The sequence below is a fragment of the Brevibacillus sp. NPDC003359 genome (assembly GCF_042878995.1).
GTDB lineage: Bacteria > Bacillota > Bacilli > Brevibacillales > Brevibacillaceae > Brevibacillus.
In genome coordinates this window covers 199,114-214,363 of sequence record NZ_JBIAOR010000009.1, presented here as the reverse complement: position 1 = coordinate 214,363, position 15,250 = coordinate 199,114, and the positions used below count along the sequence as shown (strand labels likewise).

Sequence of the window (15,250 nt, the reverse complement as noted above, 5' to 3'; positions counted from 1 at the left end):
TATAAAGCAACAAGAAAAAAGCAAAAGAAAAAACGGGGCCGTCATGCTATTGACAGTCCTCGTTCATATCAGTGAAGCTGAAATTCCCCGCCATTTCTTCCGGTGCTAGGATGGGCTCCAGAGGCGCTTGGACTGGAAATACGCTTCTTCTTGCGTAGCTTTGGCATACATACTTGAAAGTAAATCCAAGTTGTAAACCAAAGCTTCCTGTCTTGACCTGCAAAACGCTCTAAAAGCTTGAAGTCAACAAAAGCTGTACGAAAGTCCTGTCACATGTTTGGAAGGAGACCGCCCGAACGTAGAGAGGATACAGGCGACTGGAAAACATGTGGCAGGGCTTCCCCCGACCACAATCGTTTGCCGACAACCATCTTTATGACAAAACAGCCTTCAACGCAGCCGCAAATTTAGCGACACCCAGCGTAATTTCCTCTTCTTTTGGTCGCGCAAAGGTAAAGCGAATGTACCCTGAGTCTGATCCATACACACTGCCAGGAACAAAAACGACGCCTCTGCGAAGGGCCTCTTCAAATAATTGGTTGTCGTTCACATTCGGGTTAATTTTACACCACAAGTGTAATCCGCCTTGGGGAATGGTGAACGAGATATCATCGGGCAGCTCCTTTTGCAGTGCTTCCACAAGCAAATCTCTTCTGTACTGTAAATGCATACGTAATCGCTCTAAATGCGGCAGGAAGTTATCGGAATGTAAAAACTGGGCTGCAATTTTTTGGGGCACGACGCTCAGGCCAAAATCCATCTGCTGGCGGGCATCTGCCAAACGTTCGACAACCGAATGAGGTGCCACCATCCAACCGACTCGTAAACCGGATGCAGCAATTTTGGAAAAGGAACCAATATAGACAACGGAGCCAAGCTGATCCAATGATTTGAGAGGCAGTGGAGGCTTGCCGTCATAGGAAGTCAGACTGAAAGGATCGTCCTCTACAATCGGAAGACCAAGTTCGCTTGCTACATTCAACAGCTGCGTGCGCCGAGTGGGATCAAGACATACCCCTGTCGGGTTTTGAAAAGTTGGATTGATAAAAATCATCTTGATCCGATGTTTTTTATATAGGGCTCGAATATCTTCCGGATCTATTCCTTGATTGCTGACAGGAAGGCGGAAGAGACGAAGTCCAGCGGATTGAAACATGGGCAAAGAGTAGCTGTAAGAAGGATCTTCGATAGCAACCGCATCGCCGGGGGCAAGCAGACATTGTGTAATCAAATACAGAGATTGCTGAGAACCCGACGTGATCAGAATGGAAGAGTCGGTTGTCTGCACATTCCGGTATCGTGACAAATACGAGACCAGCTCTTCACGTAATGGCGTAAAGCCTTGCGGATTGTCGTAGCCCAGATATTCCGTGAAGGGGTTTTCCTTCATCAAGGTACTGATTTCCTTGCCTGGTGAGAGTTGGGAAGACAATTCTCCACTCGCAAAATCGATAAGACTGCTGTCTTTTTGCAGGGCCTCTCTGATCCGACGCAGATAAGACAAATTCGGGAGGAATTGACCACCTTCTACATATCGATGCCAGTTGGGTGTGTGCTTCGGAGTTGCCTCCCATTTATTTTTACTTACACGAGTACCGCTTCCTGTTCTGCTCTCGATGATGCCTAATGCCCGAAGTTCCTCGTACGCTAAAATAACAGTGCTTCGGTTTACTCCTAATTGCTCAGCTAGTTTTCTCTCAGAAGGGAGTAGGCTCCCAGGGGGGAACTCTCCATATGAAATTCTGCGTTCAATCTCATCGGCTATTTGGTGGTATAGAGTTTGACTGCTCGACCGATCAGGCTTCCAAATGATAATCACAACCTTGCACATATTCATTGTTTGTTATATGGGGGAATCCATTTCATCATAACATTGTTAAGAAAAATACATGTGACAAAACCGTTCCAAACTGTTGAACATGGATGGGTAAAAAAATCATAAATTGGATGGTTCCATTTCCAAAGGAGTTTTGTATAAAGAAAGATTAAACATGATCGAGTAAGATTAGGTTTCCATGTAGTGGTGATGAATACTCGTGATAAAAATATATAGATTTTTCTTGCAAAGGGAAAGGGGAGGTAGCGCTAATCGAGAATTGATTATTGACAGTACTTCAACCTTATCTGCGGATTATAAAAGAAGTAGGGAAATGAGGTGTGAGCACAATTGAGTAATTTGATGTTACGGTATTTGAAGGTTTTGGTTGTAGTATTATCCGCAGCATTTGGAACATCCATTTTCTAGGGAATCTTATGGACTGCAAAAACATTCAATAACTCGAAAACATTCGCATACATCGCTTATATGTTTGCTTTTTGCATCTGGTTTTTCGGATTTGTGATTGTGGGCGCAGAGTGGTTTGCCATGTGGCAATCACAAGTATGGAATGGTCAGCAGGTAGCGTTTAACATTACAGAGGTAATGATTGGTTTTGTGATATTGGTTTCTTTGCGAGATCGAGAATTAACAGATAGATAATACAAGAGCCACGTTCCTTTGAGAGCGTGGCTTTTTGTTTGAACGCATTTTTCAATCGGAGTTAAATATGCGAGGGAATCACGAACGTCGGATTATGCTGGTTCAAGATATCCTCCATCCGCTGACGCACAGTCTCTTTATACGAGGGATCTGGGAGAATGTAAAAGCGATTGCTCTTAATCGCTAGGAAGGTGTGATCAGCTACTTCTTTCGGGGAGATTCCTTGTTCGACACCTGAACGAATGAACTGGTCGATGGCGGTCGTCATCGGTGAAGGTTCCACGATATCTCCTGGTTTGCTGTATTCGGCTGGACGATTGCGATGGGCGTCACATATTTGCGTCTGTACAAAGCCGGGGCATAAAACAGAAACACCGATTTTGGACTGGATCATTTTCAATTCGTGGTAGAGGGTTTCCGACAGACTGACAAGTGCATGCTTGCTTACACGATAAATGCTATTCCCAGGTCCGGACTCAAGACCAGCGAGAGAAGCGGTGTTCACGATGTGGCATTCAGTCCCTTGTTTTACCATCATGGGTACGAAAATTTGTGTAGCGTGAATGGCACCCCACAAGTTCACATTCATGACCCATTGCCAATCAGCGAGGGTACTTTGCCAGATAGTCGAGCCTCCGCCAACCCCTGCATTGTTGAACAACAGATGGATAGCACCGAACGAGTCCAGCGTTCTCTGTGCAAGCGCCTGGATATCTTTTTCTTTGCCTACGTCTGTTACAACCGCGAGGACAGTTGCTCCTGCTGCCTTCAACTCCTGCTCCACTCTTTGAAGTGCCGCTACTTCCACATCGACAAGAACAACCTTCATCTGTTCCTCGGCACAGCGCATTGCCAATGCACGACCAATACCGCTGGCAGCTCCGGTAATGACCGCTACTTTGTTTTCAAACTGATTCATGACGTGCCTCCCTCAAATAAAATCCAAACGTTTACGCGTCATGTTTTTATTATAATAGACGTTTTACAAAAATGTCTATTATAATTTATGTGTGAATACAATGTGGGATACTGCGAATATGTAGTGAAAAAAAGAGCATATATTTTGTTGAGACTGGAAAAATGGGTGAGATCATTATGGAGCGAATCGGAACGCAGCATTGGCGCGTAATAAAGAGCTTGATCCCTCCTACGGCAGAACTAGTGGTCATGCCAAAGCCGCACGATCAACCAGCGATTATCTTAGCTGATCTCGATGGGTAGTAGATGCCCAAATGGATAGCTTATTGATTGGGTGGCAAACAGGTGGGGTATGGTCGAACATAGATGTTTTGCAGTGGACGGCGAACGGATTTATGCACATGCTCCATCAAGAGACACGAGCAAGCAGGGTTGAGGTGGAAGATATGCCAGGGGTTAATGGAATGGATGGCAACGCTGAGCTTGCGCTGTGGATACATGATAGTGGAAAAGCGTTTCAAGTAGAGGTGTATAGGTGGAACGCAGGGAATCTGGTAATCGCAGACGATGTCTATCCCTATTATTTTCAGAAGATGATTGCCCACTATGAGTCTGTCCTCGAAGAGAGCAATTCGGCGATGTATTGGTACAACCTGGGGGATGCGCAAGCAAAAGCAGGTTTGCCTGCTCAAGCTCTTCAATCTATCGAGCAAGCATTGCATTTGCCCAATCCGTATCCTTCGCGGGAGGCTTTGCTTAGAAGGAAAAACTAAAAAGCACCCATTGAAGGGTGCTTTTATTCTGTGAAGTGAGCGATGTTTCCTTATTGCACTTTATAAGACATCAAAATTTCTTGTGCGAGCGGCTTCCACTCTTCCATTTGTGCTTCGGTGCAATTGAAAGTAGTCATCAGCATTTTGCCGTCGAGCTCTGTAAAGAAAATGAGGTTGTAAATTTTCGTATCAGCAGCAGGAGTCAGCAGTTCGAACACACCAACGTTTTTCCCGTTGATTTGGATTACTTCATCGCGATACCAGGTTGCATCTTGGTACATGTTGGAGAACGCTTGTTTCATCGGATCCTTCATGTCTTTGAGAAGGCTGTCCTGAATAGGTGTTTCTGTATGACTAAACGCAATGTTAATGGTACCTTTTTCATCGGTATAAATCAAGGAAGGACGATTTTCCATCGGGTACTTTTCTTTTGCCATCTCATCAGACATGACAGTAAAGCCTTTTGGAATCAAGATTTCCACTTTGTCGTTCAGAACCTTTTTCGCTTCCAGCTTGTCGTTTGTGGTTGCAGCAGAATCTGTTTTTGGAGCTTCAGTTGTTTTAGCGGCTTCTGTGGTTTGTGCTGCGTTTTGCTCAGCTGGCTTTGTTTCAGCTGGTTTGTTCGAACAAGCAGAGACAGCCAACATGGAGAGCAGCAAAGCTACGGATACTAGTTTTTTCATCTGAGTTGATCCACCTTTTTATACATAATTGGAAATGTACGGAATTTCCTTTCCGATTCTATCATGGGGTGTATAATACTGGGAATACGAGAAGTTAATTGGGAAAATTCGAACAATAACTCTTCTCTCTTACACGCTCAAGGGGACTGGGACTAAATACACCCATTTAAATAATGATAAAATGGGCGTATTTTCCTATTTTCAGATATTGTGTGTCGTAATATAACGGTTGCGAATCTTCTCTCCCAAATATTGAACCGCAAAACGGACAAACGCCCAGTTCCAACCCATATAAATACCGAAATTGTTCAGTTGCGCAACATGCCCGAGCATGACAAAACGTTTGAAACGAGCGTTTCGACCTTTTGGTGCTTGCAATCTGCCATTGATGACGTTCCGTCCAGCCAAAGGCAAGGGAATCACGATCTCCGTGGATGAAGCAGGTCGTATCGCAGGCTTTCAGTATACGGATGAGTAAGGAAATAGGTAGGGAAGAAGGTCGCTTGCATTTGCGGGCGACTGCTTTTTTGTGTAGGTGAACGCCAAAAAGCATTCGGAATACGAATGCTTTTTACGTGGAGCCAATCGTTGGTTTTACCCGATAATACGAATAACCTCTTCCTTCGCTTGTCTGGTTTTCGCACGGGGCTCATTTTTCCGGTAGCCAAAAGCCACCATGCAAGCGACGCCAAAGCGCTTTCTGTCGAGGAGTCCCTCCGCCGCAAGGATATTCTCGACCTTTTCTTTGGCAAAGCCTTCAATGGGGCAGGAATCAATGCCGATCATGGAAGCGGACGTCATCATATTGCCAAGCGCGATGTAGGTCTGTCTGGATGCCCATTCGAACATGACTCGCTCGTCGTCAAACAGGGCGAAATCGTTTTTCAGGAAGTGATCGTAAGTAGCGCCTTTTTGCTGTACGACGTTTTCCGGCAAGTCCTGCGTGTCTTTCATCATATGTTGGATATAGTCGGAATCAGCGGCCATTTCTTGTTTGGTCCGCGCCAGTACAATTACGAAATGACTTGCGGTCGGCAGTTGTTTTTGCGCCCCCCATGCGACAGGCAATAGCTTCTTTCTAAGAGCTGGATCTTGCAGCACGAGGAAGTTCCATGGTTCAAAACCAAAGGAGCTGGGCGACAGTCGAGCTGTCTCCATAATAAAGTCAAAGTCTTCATTCGTAATTTTTTTGGCTGCATCGAATTCTTTGCAGGCATGTCTGAATTGATAGGCTTCTATAATTTGATCTTTACGCATGATGTCATCCTACTTTCGAAAAGGTTTATGAAACCGTTGATAGAAAATGGGCGATTTCCTCGATGAGGGTCTCTCCCTGTTCCCACGGCACTAAATGTCCAGAGTTGATTTCCCGATAAATGGCTCCTTTTATGAGCGAGGCGAGCTCTTTGGTATGCTCCACCGGAACCATGCGATCGTGGGTCAAGCCGATGACGAGCGTCGGAGCTGTGATGTTACCCAGCAGCGGGCGAATATGAATGCGACTGTCCAGCTCGGATTGGCGAGCCGTTCCTTCTGCTAGCGTAGTTGCGAAGTCCCTTGCCAATTGCTGCAACTGTTCGATGCTTTGGAAGCGGCGGTAAAATTCTTGACTGAATCCGGTATGAATCACGAATTGAGCAAATAGTGTACGGTCGGTCTGGAACAGCTTTTGCCACAGGTCAAATTGATAGGCAGTGGCCAAATCGCTTTCGGCCCAGCCAGCGATCAATGATGCAGATTTTACGCGATCCGGGTACTTGGCAGCGATGGCAGCTGCAATCACGGCACCAAGGGAATAGCCGACGACATGGAATTGCTCGATGCCTTCATTGCTCATGGCTTGAACATTTTGTTCCACCAGATCATCCAGCTCCAGCTTTTCACGGTGATCGACGGTGTTTCCTGAACCACTATAGTTAGGGGTGATGATGGTGTACTGGGAGGACAATGCTCCCACCATCTCGCTCCAATTCGTTTCGTAACTGCCGCCCGTACCGTGGATCAATAACAGCGCGGGACCGTTTCCTTCCACTGCGTAAGCGACGTCGACTTGGCCTGCTCGAACTTGCTTTTCCATGAGCTCCCTCCTTTAAAAGTGTTTTACAAAACTGAGCATACCGAATACACTAAAGAAAAGTAAGTACGCACTTTTTCGGTTAATACTTACGAAAAGGGAAGTGAATAGGATGAAGAGGCCATCGATGATGTACCTATTAAACGGCAAGGAATATCCTTGCCCGATCGAGCTTGCCGTTTCGGTTTTTGCGGGAAGATGGAAGGTATCGATCATTTGTCAGCTGCTTCGAGGGAAAAAAAGGTACGGAGAGTTAAAGAAAAATATAATCGGTGTGAATCATAAAATGCTGGCAGAGCAATTGCGGGAGTTGGAGGAAGCAGGAATCGTCAAGCGTGAAGTGTATCCAGTCGTTCCGCCAAAAGTAGAGTACGAGTTGACCGAGCTAGGGCAAGGCTTGGGACCTGTCATTGAGTATTTGCGAGAATGGGGAGCACATTTTCAAACAGCGGCACCTGAAGAGTCTCTATCTACTGCTCATGGGTCATGAAAACTGCCACGAGACTGGAGAGATCGTCAATTTCATGGACTATTTCACGAGTCCGACTGAATCCTTTCCGGAAGTGGATGCGGTTACAGGAAAGGAATTCAAATAAACATAGTAGATCCCGCTTCTCATCATGAGGGGCGGGATTTTTATTCGCTCGGGGTTAATAAAATAGCAATCCATAAGAAACATGCCATCCATGAAAGCTCTAGAATTAACAGTAATTCACTGCCCGATAAGGAGGTATTCCGAATGATGAATGAACATGTCAAACTGATTATGGAAAGTCCTGCTGGGCCAGCCGCGAAGTTGAAAGCAACCGATACCTACGAATGGCTGTCTGGGGATAAAGAAGTCAAGACCATTGAGATCATCGGCTATGATACGACTAGTCAAATGTACTTCACGCACGCATATGACAATTATGGAAGCAGAGCTTCCTACTATGCGAATTTATTGGGCAGAGATTGGACGATCACAGGGAAAACCGAACGTTTTACCGGTAAATTCAGTGTTGATGGCAACACGCTCATTGGCACTTGGGAATTGCTAGGCAATAATGAGAGTTGGGCACATTGGATGGATATTCGATTAACGAAGGTTGAGTAGAAGGATGAGGACACGAGCGGGAGCATCAGGTGAAGATGCTCCTTTTTTATGATTGATTTTCATTTTATTAAAAAATACTTGAATAAAATTAAAGTATTAATTAATATAATTAAAGACGGGAGGCGAGGCGATTCATGGAACGCGACGAAATTCCATCTTGGGTGTTAGCTCTGGACAAGGAGACCCTCGAATTTATCAGGAAGTTTATTATCAGTTCGGGCTCTCTCAAAGGTATGGCCGATGAGTACGGTGTATCGTACCCAACAGTGAGGGCCAAGCTCGACCGAATCATTAAAAAGATTGAATTACATAGCAAGGAAGCGGAAGTAGAGTTCGTGCAAATGATCAAAAACCTGGTTATTGACGAACGGATGAGTTTGGAAGTAGCCAAGCTCATTATTGAAAAATATAAACAAGAAAGAGATGAGGACAGATGAGTACGGGAATGATTCAATTATTGGTTGGGCTCGGTATTGTGGGGATGCAAAATTTACTCGGCAAGCTGAATCACGCTTATTGGGGTGCAATTTTCCCGGCTATCTTTCTTGGGTATTTGGCCTACGGTTATACCAGTGGTCTATTTAAAGAAGGTAGTGAGTTCACTATTGTTTTAGTAGGTATTGGTGGGATCGTGATTCTATCACTAGCATGGTCGGAAGGCAGAAGAGCGATGAAGGCGAAGAGGAAGAAAGAGATGGAGAGAATGGAGTTGCTTGATTTGTAGTTCCATGTAGAATTAGCGATTTGAACCACCTGTGCAGGGTGGTTTTTTTGTGAAATGTAGCTGTAGTGGGGGAAGAAGCGCATTTATATCACATCTTGAAAGTCGATTCATGAAGATTTAACAACAGAGAAACCCACCACAACATTCGGAGACAACAAAAACAGTCCCCGCAAAGTTTACTCCGCGAAAACTGTCTTCAAAATCATGCTTACTTCATAAACTTCGCTACCCCATTAAAAATCCAATCCGCTCCATCTCCCGCGGAGTGCTGAATCAATTGCTCAGAACTGTTCATTTCTGTAAACTGCTGTTCCTCCGCGGTAATCGGAATCATCCATAACAGATTCACGGGATCGCCAGCCATGAGCGGAAGTGGAATAACCGGTGCATCCTCAGGTTTTGCAAGCAGCATGAAGGAGAAGCGACTATTGATCTGACTGATTTCCTGGCACGGAATGGTGTGACCTTGTGCGAGGAAGGTCATGTACGACCACGGCAGAGAGGTTTGACCGCTGATGTAGGCCAGCAATTGCTTTTCGTTTTGGGCGATCCATTTGGTTTCGCAGGCAAAAGCCAGCTCGAATCGGCGCAGCGACTCCGGCTCTTCTGTATACTGTTCGACCTTTGGCTGACGCAAGATGGACACGCCGAGGGTCAGCGCATAGGTGATGTCTCCTTTTTCGATTGTCACCAATGCTTTCGGGGGCCAGTGACCGCCGTCGATGCCGTAATATTGTTTCACTGGGCCGAGAGTCGAGGTAATTGCGTCCATGAACTGCTGCTGGATGTCAGGCCAAGGGTTGCCATCCCAGCTCGCCCAAAAATGCTGAGCAGCCTCGATGCGGGCAAACATGGCGTTCGTCTCTGGTGTTCCCAGCGGAAAGCACAAATGAGATTCTCCGGTGCAATCTCGCGCATACGAAGGATAGTGCGAGCCGTCCGGGGAAGGACCAGCCCAACTGGGAATCACACACAGCACTTCATTCTCATACAAAAGTACCGCTGCATCGCCTTCCTCCAGCCAAACGATCGAGAGCTGCTCCGGGTCTAGCCTGTCTGCTCCATCCGGATGAGCGCAGCAATCGCGTGGAAGCATCGGAGCCTGACCATCCTCCATCGCAGAAAAATCTATCGAGTCCGGTGCAGGTCCGTAATTTCTTACCCAGCAGGAGCGAATGTTGGCGTGCTCCTCACCTGGATAATCCCACAAATAAAAAAAGACGCCGTTCTCATCTTCTTCGACAAAAGCTTGAATTGGACAAATAGGGGAGAACTCCTCTACTAGGATGTTTTTCATAGGATTCACCTTCAATCATAGATTCGCCGATAACTAGAAAGATTTGTGCTTGATTAAACAGGGTAAGAATACCATAATAGACTATTGATTACAAAATTCGGTACTTTGAAAATGTTTGCCCAGCAAAGGAGGCTACCAGATGAATCAAAGCACCATCTATGTTTCCATTCAACAATGCGAGAAAGTAGTCGCTGCGATTGTCGAGGCTTTTCGTGATCAATTGGTAGAGGTATCCGCAGACGAGCGGGCCGTGTCCGTGACAGATAAAAAATGGTTTAGCAAAAGCAAGATAACATTCAATCTGATGCGCGAGGACGATGACCAAGAAGCGTTTCTCCAGATGAAAAAAGGGATGTATGGCTTCTTCGCACAGATTGAAACGCCCCACGAGAAAGTCCAGCAAAAGCTGTTGTACCAAATTACAGCGCTCAATGTGGCGGTAGGAATCGTGGCGAGCAAGGAAATCGACGAGAAAATGTTTGCGTCCATTATGGCGATTGCCGAAGAAGTACACGGGATTGTCTTTCTCCCTACCGGAGACATGCTCGATAAACAAGGAAGGCTGATTCTCAATACGGCAGGAGAGTCGGAAGTGGACGATTTTCTGGTGACGGTCAGCGTAGACCTGATCGATGGACATATTCAGCCCTCTCAGTCAGGAGAAGAGCGCAAGGAGCGGAGCATCCAGCTATTGCAAGAGCAAGGCATTCCGTACATCCCGCATCTTCCGGTCATCGTAGGGGATGAGGACGCTGTCATCAGAAGAAAGGATGAGATTGTTCAGCGAGCGATTGCCCTCTGCTTGATTGCGGTATATGCAGGAGGGATCGCCGAAAACGGACAAATCAAGGAAGAGCGGGAGTTCATCGAGGGAATTATCGAGCAGTTTGGCGCTGCGGAATTCTTTACCGAGAAAGAGAGAGACTTCTTGAATGATCCACAGCCAGATCGTACCAATATGATTCAGATGGCTTGGATGTACGAATGCTACTGGGTACTGCTGTGGGCACTCGGCTATGTGGAAGAGCTCCATTTCCCAGATGAGATTTGTGATGTAAACACCGCGATTGACGCTCTCAGAAGCGCAGGTGACTATGAGACCTTCTATAGCAATGCAGTTGTGAGAAGCAAACAAGAGATTCTTGACCAGGCGGATTTAATCTACCGCTATGACTGGGCATGCGTGGATGCGCGCATCAACAATCGCACGGTTGCAGGCGGATTGAATGACGAAGTAGTCGTAGAAAGACACCGAGCACTGAACTGGCTGGTTCGTTACATGGAGGACGATTGGGATCATGTGTCGACGGATACATAGGCTGTATTCACGAAAACGAGGGACACCGTGTGTGATCTTTCTAGCAGGAATGGGCGATAGCTGTGAGACATGGGAGATCGTTCAAGACCGCATCTCGCAGGAAGCGTCTACCTTATCCTATGATCGGGCGGGTATTGGCAGGAGTCCAGCGGCGGCAGTCGTACCACGGACTTGTCGTGATCTGGTCGAGGAGCTGTATGAGTTGCTGCAAGAGATTGAGGTGGAACCGCCATGTATTTTGGTCGGACATTCTTTTGGCGGTTTGGTCGCTAGACTGTTTGCCAGCCTGTATCCGCATCTCGTTTCGGGGATGATTCTGGTTGACGCTGCTCCCGAATATAAGGAGCTCGCCTATGAAAAGGTTTTGCCTGATAACCTGATCGCAGCCAATAGGGAATATTACGAGAATCCGATGCGAAACAGCGAGAAGATTGATAAGATACGGAGCTATCAAGAGATCGTGGACTATTTTCGGCAAAGCGACATACCTGTCTCGATTATCACGAGAGGCTTACCGGACATATGGGACGAGGAATGGCCGAACGAGGAAATTTTGAAAATCGAACAAAATCTGCAAGCCGATTTCAGGCGGCTATCTACATCAAGCAAGCAAAGAATTGCCGGTCGCAGCGGGCATTATATTCATCATGATGAACCGGATATCGTGGTCGAGGAAATTTTGATCATGTTGAGGGGGATGAAAACGTGAGGGATACGAGAACAAAACTCATACTGGACCTGCAAAGATTGGAGCAGGAACAATACCTGATTCGTGAAGGGGAGCAACTACAGGATTTCGTCGGGCTATTGCTGCAATACATCGGGGACCCTGACCCGGAGCTGCGTGATAATCTCATTTATCCGGCATTTTATTACTGGATTCTTGATGAGAAACATCTGACGGAGGCGCAATTGCGCAGTCTCCTGCGAGAACTGACAGACGAGCAGCATCTATTCTATCAGATCGGTAGCGATGGCGACCCATCCGTATTTACGAGGACATTCTCTTCGTTGCCGATTGCATTGATTATGCGTCGTCACAGACAGAAGCCTTTTTTGGAGCAAGCTGATTTCCAGCACGTGAAAACTGCCATGCTCCGCTATTTTCAAGAGGAGAAGGATTTGCGCGGCTATTTGTCCGAGGGAGGCTGGGCTCACAGTACGGCTCACGGTGCAGACGTATTCGTAGAGCTGGTGCAGTGCCCAGAGAGCGATCAAGCCGTACAGCGAGACGTTCTTCATGCGATCCAGGGCGTACTTCATAACGAAAAGCACATTTTCAATGAGGAAGAGGACGAACGACTCGCGAGCATCGTAGATACCATGATAGACAAAGGTTTGCTTACCGAGCAGGAGCTTGCCGACTGGATCAATGGTTTGGCAAGCTGTGCAGAACTGCCGAAAAGTCGTACCCAAGCAATCGCTCGGGTGAACAGCAAGAACTTTTTGCGCTGTCTATATTTCAGAAGAGTCAGAGATAGCCGGGAAAATGAGCTGGCGGCTGCTATGCTTGCTGCCGTAACAAAATGTAACAGGTTTGCGATCAGTTAATGGGTGAAGGTTGATGCCGTGACAGAAGGCATCAACCTTTTCTTTTTTATAATAAGTTTTAAAGATAGCGGTCAACCAACAAAGCTGGTGAGAAGAAAAAGCGCAGGGCTCGTAGACCTTGACAACGCCTACCCAGTCGGAACTTAAAAAAGGGGACCAGCTTGTCGAACACTTCTTCTTCGAGAACCTTCCGCCCGTAGGGTGGCTTTGGCTCGACGGTCCCCTTTTTTAAGTGTAGACGGACAGTAATTCCCCCCTGCTGGTGTGTCAGAGTCGAAGAGAACTGCGCTTTTTCTTCTCCTCCACTAGAACGATGAACAGAGGATGCTCTCAGCTCTTTTTAAATGGGGCAAGAAAAAACGAGTTGAACTTTCTGTAAATTTGGAATAGACTATTTTTAACTAATAACGACACTATAACGACAGGTGTCGTTGATGAAGAAAGAGGGAGGAGAGCAAAGTGCCGGAACGCAACAGGAAGAAGCTAGTTTATACGCTTTCTCACATCTGGGTGAAGACCTCATGAAGCAATATATAGTGAAGCGCCTATTGTCGGGCATTATTGTCCTGTTTGGACTCTCCGTTTTTACGTTTCTGCTCATTCATCTCATCCCCGGCGATCCTGTGCGGATCATGCTGGGGCAGCGGGCGACTGTGGAACAAATTGCGACACTTCGTGAAGAGCTGGGCTTGAACAAACCGCTTGTCGCCCAGTATTTCGACTATGCTTCTGGTGTTTTGAAAGGGGATCTCGGCACTTCCCTGAAAACGGGCCGGCCTGTCAGCTCAGAAATTGCGGATCGTTTTCCTGCGACAGCAAAAATGGCAGTAGCCAGCCTCGTGGTGGCAGTTGTGATCGGGATCGGGCTGGGTGTCCTAGCGGCGAAATACAAGGATACACCCATCGATGGAGCGATCATGACCTTTTCCACCTTTGGTATGTCCATCCCCGGTTTTTGGTTAGGCTTACTCGTCATCCTTGTGTTCTCCGTCCATTTGGGCTGGTTTCCGATTGCAGGAGGGACGGGGCTAAAAGACATCGTTCTGCCAGCGTTTACCTTGGGGACGTTGATGGCGACGGCACTCAGCCGACTCACTCGCGCTGGAATGGTAGAGGTTTTGTCCAATGACTATATCCGAACAGCACGTGCGAAAGGCATGAATGAACGAATTGTGCTGCTGCGGCACGCTTTTCGCAATGTGATGATTCCAGTTGTGGCTGTCATTGGGCTGGAACTGGCTGGATTGCTGGGTGGGGCTGTGATTGTCGAGCAAGTATTCGGTTGGCCGGGAGTGGGTACCTTGGCGATTCAAGCAATTAGCTCTAGGGATTTTCCGATGATTCAAGGAACGACCCTGTTTATTGGGACCGTGTATGTCCTTGTCGTCATTTTGATTGACGTTTTGTACGCTCTTCTCGATCCCCGCATTGACTACACCGCGAAGGAGGGGGTGTAACGTGTTCTGGAGCAGGCAATGGTCCATGCCTCGTTTCGAGTTATGGGAGAAGATTATGCAGCAAAAGAAAGCGAAATACAGCTTCCTGATGATGCTCTGCATTGTATTGCTGGGAATCATCGGGCCATGGATTGCTCCGCATGATCCTACGAAAACGTACTACGAAGCGTTCATGCAAGGGCCGTCGAAAGACTTTTGGCTAGGGACAGATGCGATTGGGCGTGATATTTTATCCCGGATGCTGTACGGAACACGAGTGACACTGACGGTAGCTGTGCTGGCGTCTGTCATGACGTTTGTAGCAGGAACGCTGATTGGTGTGACATGTGCTTACCTCGGTGGATTTGTTGACAATCTGGTCATGAGAATCATGGACATCATGCTAGCGTTGCCCGGCATTGTGCTTGCTCTAGCAATTGTAGCTGTACTCGGACCGAGTCAGGAAAATGCGATGGTCGCGATAGGAATATCATCGATCCCGGCCTTTTCGATTCTGATCCGTGGTGCGGCACTCTCGATCAAGCAATCCGGATATGTGGAAGCAAGCCGCTCCATCGGCAGCTCGAATTGGTGGATCATTACGCGCCAGCTCATCCCGAACATCTCGAACGTGCTGATCGTCTATACGACCATGTTCATTGGCAGTGCCATTTTGGGAACCTCGGCGCTGGGCTTTATCGGTTTGGGTGCCCAGCCTCCTACGCCGGAGTGGGGAACGATGCTGAATGAAGGGAAAAATTACTTGCGAGAAGCTTGGTGGCTCGCTACTTTTCCCGGTCTTGCAATTACCGCAGTCGTTTTTACGGTGTATCTGCTCGGGGATGCTTTGCGCGATATCTTTGATCCCAAATCATAGTTTACGAGCTTCCGTTTACGAAAA

General features: G+C 47.1%; 19 protein-coding genes. 13 read left to right on the top strand and 6 right to left on the bottom strand.

Going from position 1 to position 15,250, the window contains the following annotated elements; translation table 11 throughout:
• Positions 1-373: 373 nt before the first annotated feature.
• Positions 374-1,837 (bottom strand): MocR-like pyridoxine biosynthesis transcription factor PdxR, encoded by a 1,464-nt coding sequence (pdxR, locus tag ACFYU8_RS20905; RefSeq protein WP_390302594.1) that lies wholly within the window; start codon positions 1,835-1,837, stop codon positions 374-376.
• Positions 1,838-2,248: 411 nt separating this feature from the next.
• Here pdxR and ACFYU8_RS20900 point away from each other — a divergent pair, with 411 nt between their 5' ends.
• Entirely contained in the window at positions 2,249-2,479 is a 231-nt protein-coding gene (locus ACFYU8_RS20900) for a DUF2165 family protein (RefSeq protein WP_390303145.1), read from the top strand.
• A 61-nt stretch (positions 2,480-2,540) separates the two neighbouring features.
• On the opposite strand, the gene ACFYU8_RS20895 is transcribed toward ACFYU8_RS20900, so the two are convergent.
• Complete coding sequence (locus ACFYU8_RS20895) at positions 2,541-3,398, bottom strand: SDR family NAD(P)-dependent oxidoreductase (RefSeq protein ID WP_390302596.1); 858 nt, start codon at positions 3,396-3,398, stop codon at positions 2,541-2,543.
• Between the two features lie 161 nt (positions 3,399-3,559).
• On the opposite strand from ACFYU8_RS20895, the gene ACFYU8_RS20890 reads away from it, so the two are divergent.
• Positions 3,560-3,700 carry a hypothetical protein gene (locus tag ACFYU8_RS20890; RefSeq protein WP_390302600.1) on the top strand — a complete coding sequence of 47 codons (141 nt, stop codon included), beginning with the start codon at positions 3,560-3,562 and terminating at the stop codon, positions 3,698-3,700.
• Between the two features lie 11 nt (positions 3,701-3,711).
• Positions 3,712-4,170 (top strand): hypothetical protein, encoded by a 459-nt coding sequence (locus ACFYU8_RS20885; RefSeq protein WP_390302604.1) that lies wholly within the window; start codon positions 3,712-3,714, stop codon positions 4,168-4,170.
• A 50-nt stretch (positions 4,171-4,220) separates the two neighbouring features.
• Here ACFYU8_RS20885 and ACFYU8_RS20880 read toward each other — a convergent pair whose 3' ends face one another.
• The gene (locus ACFYU8_RS20880) at positions 4,221-4,853 is read right to left on the bottom strand and encodes a hypothetical protein (RefSeq protein ID WP_144619077.1); all 633 of its coding nucleotides are present in this window, start codon (positions 4,851-4,853) and stop codon (positions 4,221-4,223) included.
• Positions 4,854-5,184: 331 nt separating this feature from the next.
• On the opposite strand from ACFYU8_RS20880, the gene ACFYU8_RS20875 reads away from it, so the two are divergent.
• Positions 5,185-5,331 (top strand): hypothetical protein, encoded by a 147-nt coding sequence (locus ACFYU8_RS20875; protein WP_390302607.1) that lies wholly within the window; start codon positions 5,185-5,187, stop codon positions 5,329-5,331.
• A gap of 116 nt (positions 5,332-5,447) precedes the next feature.
• On the opposite strand, the gene ACFYU8_RS20870 is transcribed toward ACFYU8_RS20875, so the two are convergent.
• Together ACFYU8_RS20870 and ACFYU8_RS20865 are read right to left on the bottom strand one after the other, a co-directional pair.
• On the bottom strand, positions 5,448-6,110 hold the full coding sequence (locus tag ACFYU8_RS20870) for an NAD(P)H-dependent oxidoreductase (RefSeq protein ID WP_390302610.1): 663 nt from the start codon (positions 6,108-6,110) through the stop codon (positions 5,448-5,450).
• A 25-nt stretch (positions 6,111-6,135) separates the two neighbouring features.
• On the bottom strand, positions 6,136-6,930 hold the full coding sequence (locus tag ACFYU8_RS20865; RefSeq protein WP_390302613.1) for an alpha/beta fold hydrolase: 795 nt from the start codon (positions 6,928-6,930) through the stop codon (positions 6,136-6,138).
• A gap of 124 nt (positions 6,931-7,054) precedes the next feature.
• Here ACFYU8_RS20865 and ACFYU8_RS20860 point away from each other — a divergent pair, with 124 nt between their 5' ends.
• The 4 genes from ACFYU8_RS20860 (at position 7,055) to ACFYU8_RS20845 (ending at position 8,747) form a co-directional block, all read left to right on the top strand.
• Positions 7,055-7,417: a winged helix-turn-helix transcriptional regulator gene (locus ACFYU8_RS20860; protein ID WP_390302616.1), complete on the top strand. Its 363-nt coding sequence runs from the start codon at positions 7,055-7,057 to the stop codon at positions 7,415-7,417.
• Positions 7,418-7,666: 249 nt separating this feature from the next.
• Positions 7,667-8,023: a hypothetical protein gene (locus tag ACFYU8_RS20855; RefSeq protein WP_390302619.1), complete on the top strand. Its 357-nt coding sequence runs from the start codon at positions 7,667-7,669 to the stop codon at positions 8,021-8,023.
• 134 nt (positions 8,024-8,157) lie between these two features.
• Positions 8,158-8,460, top strand: a complete 303-nt coding sequence (locus ACFYU8_RS20850) for a DUF2089 family protein (RefSeq protein ID WP_390302622.1) — start codon at positions 8,158-8,160, stop codon at positions 8,458-8,460.
• Positions 8,457-8,747: a hypothetical protein gene (locus ACFYU8_RS20845; RefSeq protein ID WP_390302625.1), complete on the top strand. Its 291-nt coding sequence runs from the start codon at positions 8,457-8,459 to the stop codon at positions 8,745-8,747. The genes ACFYU8_RS20850 and ACFYU8_RS20845 overlap by 4 nt, the downstream gene beginning before the upstream one ends.
• Before the next feature lie 208 nt (positions 8,748-8,955).
• On the opposite strand, the gene ACFYU8_RS20840 is transcribed toward ACFYU8_RS20845, so the two are convergent.
• Positions 8,956-10,044 carry a suppressor of fused domain protein gene (locus ACFYU8_RS20840; protein ID WP_390302628.1) on the bottom strand — a complete coding sequence of 363 codons (1,089 nt, stop codon included), beginning with the start codon at positions 10,042-10,044 and terminating at the stop codon, positions 8,956-8,958.
• Positions 10,045-10,183: 139 nt separating this feature from the next.
• Here ACFYU8_RS20840 and ACFYU8_RS20835 point away from each other — a divergent pair, with 139 nt between their 5' ends.
• The 5 genes from ACFYU8_RS20835 to ACFYU8_RS20815 all read left to right on the top strand — a co-directional run bounded on the left by ACFYU8_RS20835 (position 10,184) and on the right by ACFYU8_RS20815 (position 15,226).
• A complete protein-coding gene (locus tag ACFYU8_RS20835) occupies positions 10,184-11,362 on the top strand; it encodes a DUF4272 domain-containing protein (protein WP_390302631.1) in 1,179 nt (392 codons plus the stop codon).
• Positions 11,343-12,071, top strand: a complete 729-nt coding sequence (locus ACFYU8_RS20830; protein WP_390302635.1) for an alpha/beta fold hydrolase — start codon at positions 11,343-11,345, stop codon at positions 12,069-12,071. The genes ACFYU8_RS20835 and ACFYU8_RS20830 overlap by 20 nt, the downstream gene beginning before the upstream one ends.
• Positions 12,068-12,913: a DUF2785 domain-containing protein gene (locus ACFYU8_RS20825; RefSeq protein ID WP_390302638.1), complete on the top strand. Its 846-nt coding sequence runs from the start codon at positions 12,068-12,070 to the stop codon at positions 12,911-12,913. Before ACFYU8_RS20830 ends, ACFYU8_RS20825 begins: the two co-directional genes overlap by 4 nt.
• A gap of 434 nt (positions 12,914-13,347) precedes the next feature.
• A complete protein-coding gene (gene nikB, locus ACFYU8_RS20820; protein WP_390302641.1) occupies positions 13,348-14,370 on the top strand; it encodes a nickel ABC transporter permease in 1,023 nt (340 codons plus the stop codon).
• A gap of 1 nt (position 14,371) precedes the next feature.
• The gene (locus ACFYU8_RS20815) at positions 14,372-15,226 is read left to right on the top strand and encodes an ABC transporter permease (RefSeq protein WP_390302644.1); all 855 of its coding nucleotides are present in this window, start codon (positions 14,372-14,374) and stop codon (positions 15,224-15,226) included.
• The last annotated feature ends 24 nt before the right edge of the window (positions 15,227-15,250 follow it).

What these genes read in the sequence shown, in the direction of transcription:
- pdxR (WP_390302594.1), bottom strand. Translation starts at nt 1,837, where the DNA reads ATGAATATGTGCAAGGTTGTGATTATCATTTGGAAGCCTGATCGGTCG.
- ACFYU8_RS20845 (WP_390302625.1), top strand. Translation starts at nt 8,457, where the DNA reads ATGAGTACGGGAATGATTCAATTATTGGTTGGGCTCGGTATTGTGGGG.
- ACFYU8_RS20885 (WP_390302604.1), top strand. Translation starts at nt 3,712, where the DNA reads ATGGATAGCTTATTGATTGGGTGGCAAACAGGTGGGGTATGGTCGAAC.
- ACFYU8_RS20870 (WP_390302610.1), bottom strand. Translation starts at nt 6,110, where the DNA reads ATGCGTAAAGATCAAATTATAGAAGCCTATCAATTCAGACATGCCTGC.
- ACFYU8_RS20865 (WP_390302613.1), bottom strand. Translation starts at nt 6,930, where the DNA reads ATGGAAAAGCAAGTTCGAGCAGGCCAAGTCGACGTCGCTTACGCAGTG.
- ACFYU8_RS20875 (WP_390302607.1), top strand. Translation starts at nt 5,185, where the DNA reads ATGACAAAACGTTTGAAACGAGCGTTTCGACCTTTTGGTGCTTGCAAT.
- ACFYU8_RS20890 (WP_390302600.1), top strand. Translation starts at nt 3,560, where the DNA reads ATGGGTGAGATCATTATGGAGCGAATCGGAACGCAGCATTGGCGCGTA.
- ACFYU8_RS20830 (WP_390302635.1), top strand. Translation starts at nt 11,343, where the DNA reads ATGTGTCGACGGATACATAGGCTGTATTCACGAAAACGAGGGACACCG.
- ACFYU8_RS20835 (WP_390302631.1), top strand. Translation starts at nt 10,184, where the DNA reads ATGAATCAAAGCACCATCTATGTTTCCATTCAACAATGCGAGAAAGTA.
- nikB (WP_390302641.1), top strand. Translation starts at nt 13,348, where the DNA reads ATGAAGAAAGAGGGAGGAGAGCAAAGTGCCGGAACGCAACAGGAAGAA.
- ACFYU8_RS20860 (WP_390302616.1), top strand. Translation starts at nt 7,055, where the DNA reads ATGATGTACCTATTAAACGGCAAGGAATATCCTTGCCCGATCGAGCTT.
- ACFYU8_RS20840 (WP_390302628.1), bottom strand. Translation starts at nt 10,044, where the DNA reads ATGAAAAACATCCTAGTAGAGGAGTTCTCCCCTATTTGTCCAATTCAA.
- ACFYU8_RS20850 (WP_390302622.1), top strand. Translation starts at nt 8,158, where the DNA reads ATGGAACGCGACGAAATTCCATCTTGGGTGTTAGCTCTGGACAAGGAG.
- ACFYU8_RS20895 (WP_390302596.1), bottom strand. Translation starts at nt 3,398, where the DNA reads ATGAATCAGTTTGAAAACAAAGTAGCGGTCATTACCGGAGCTGCCAGC.
- ACFYU8_RS20855 (WP_390302619.1), top strand. Translation starts at nt 7,667, where the DNA reads ATGATGAATGAACATGTCAAACTGATTATGGAAAGTCCTGCTGGGCCA.
- ACFYU8_RS20880 (WP_144619077.1), bottom strand. Translation starts at nt 4,853, where the DNA reads ATGAAAAAACTAGTATCCGTAGCTTTGCTGCTCTCCATGTTGGCTGTC.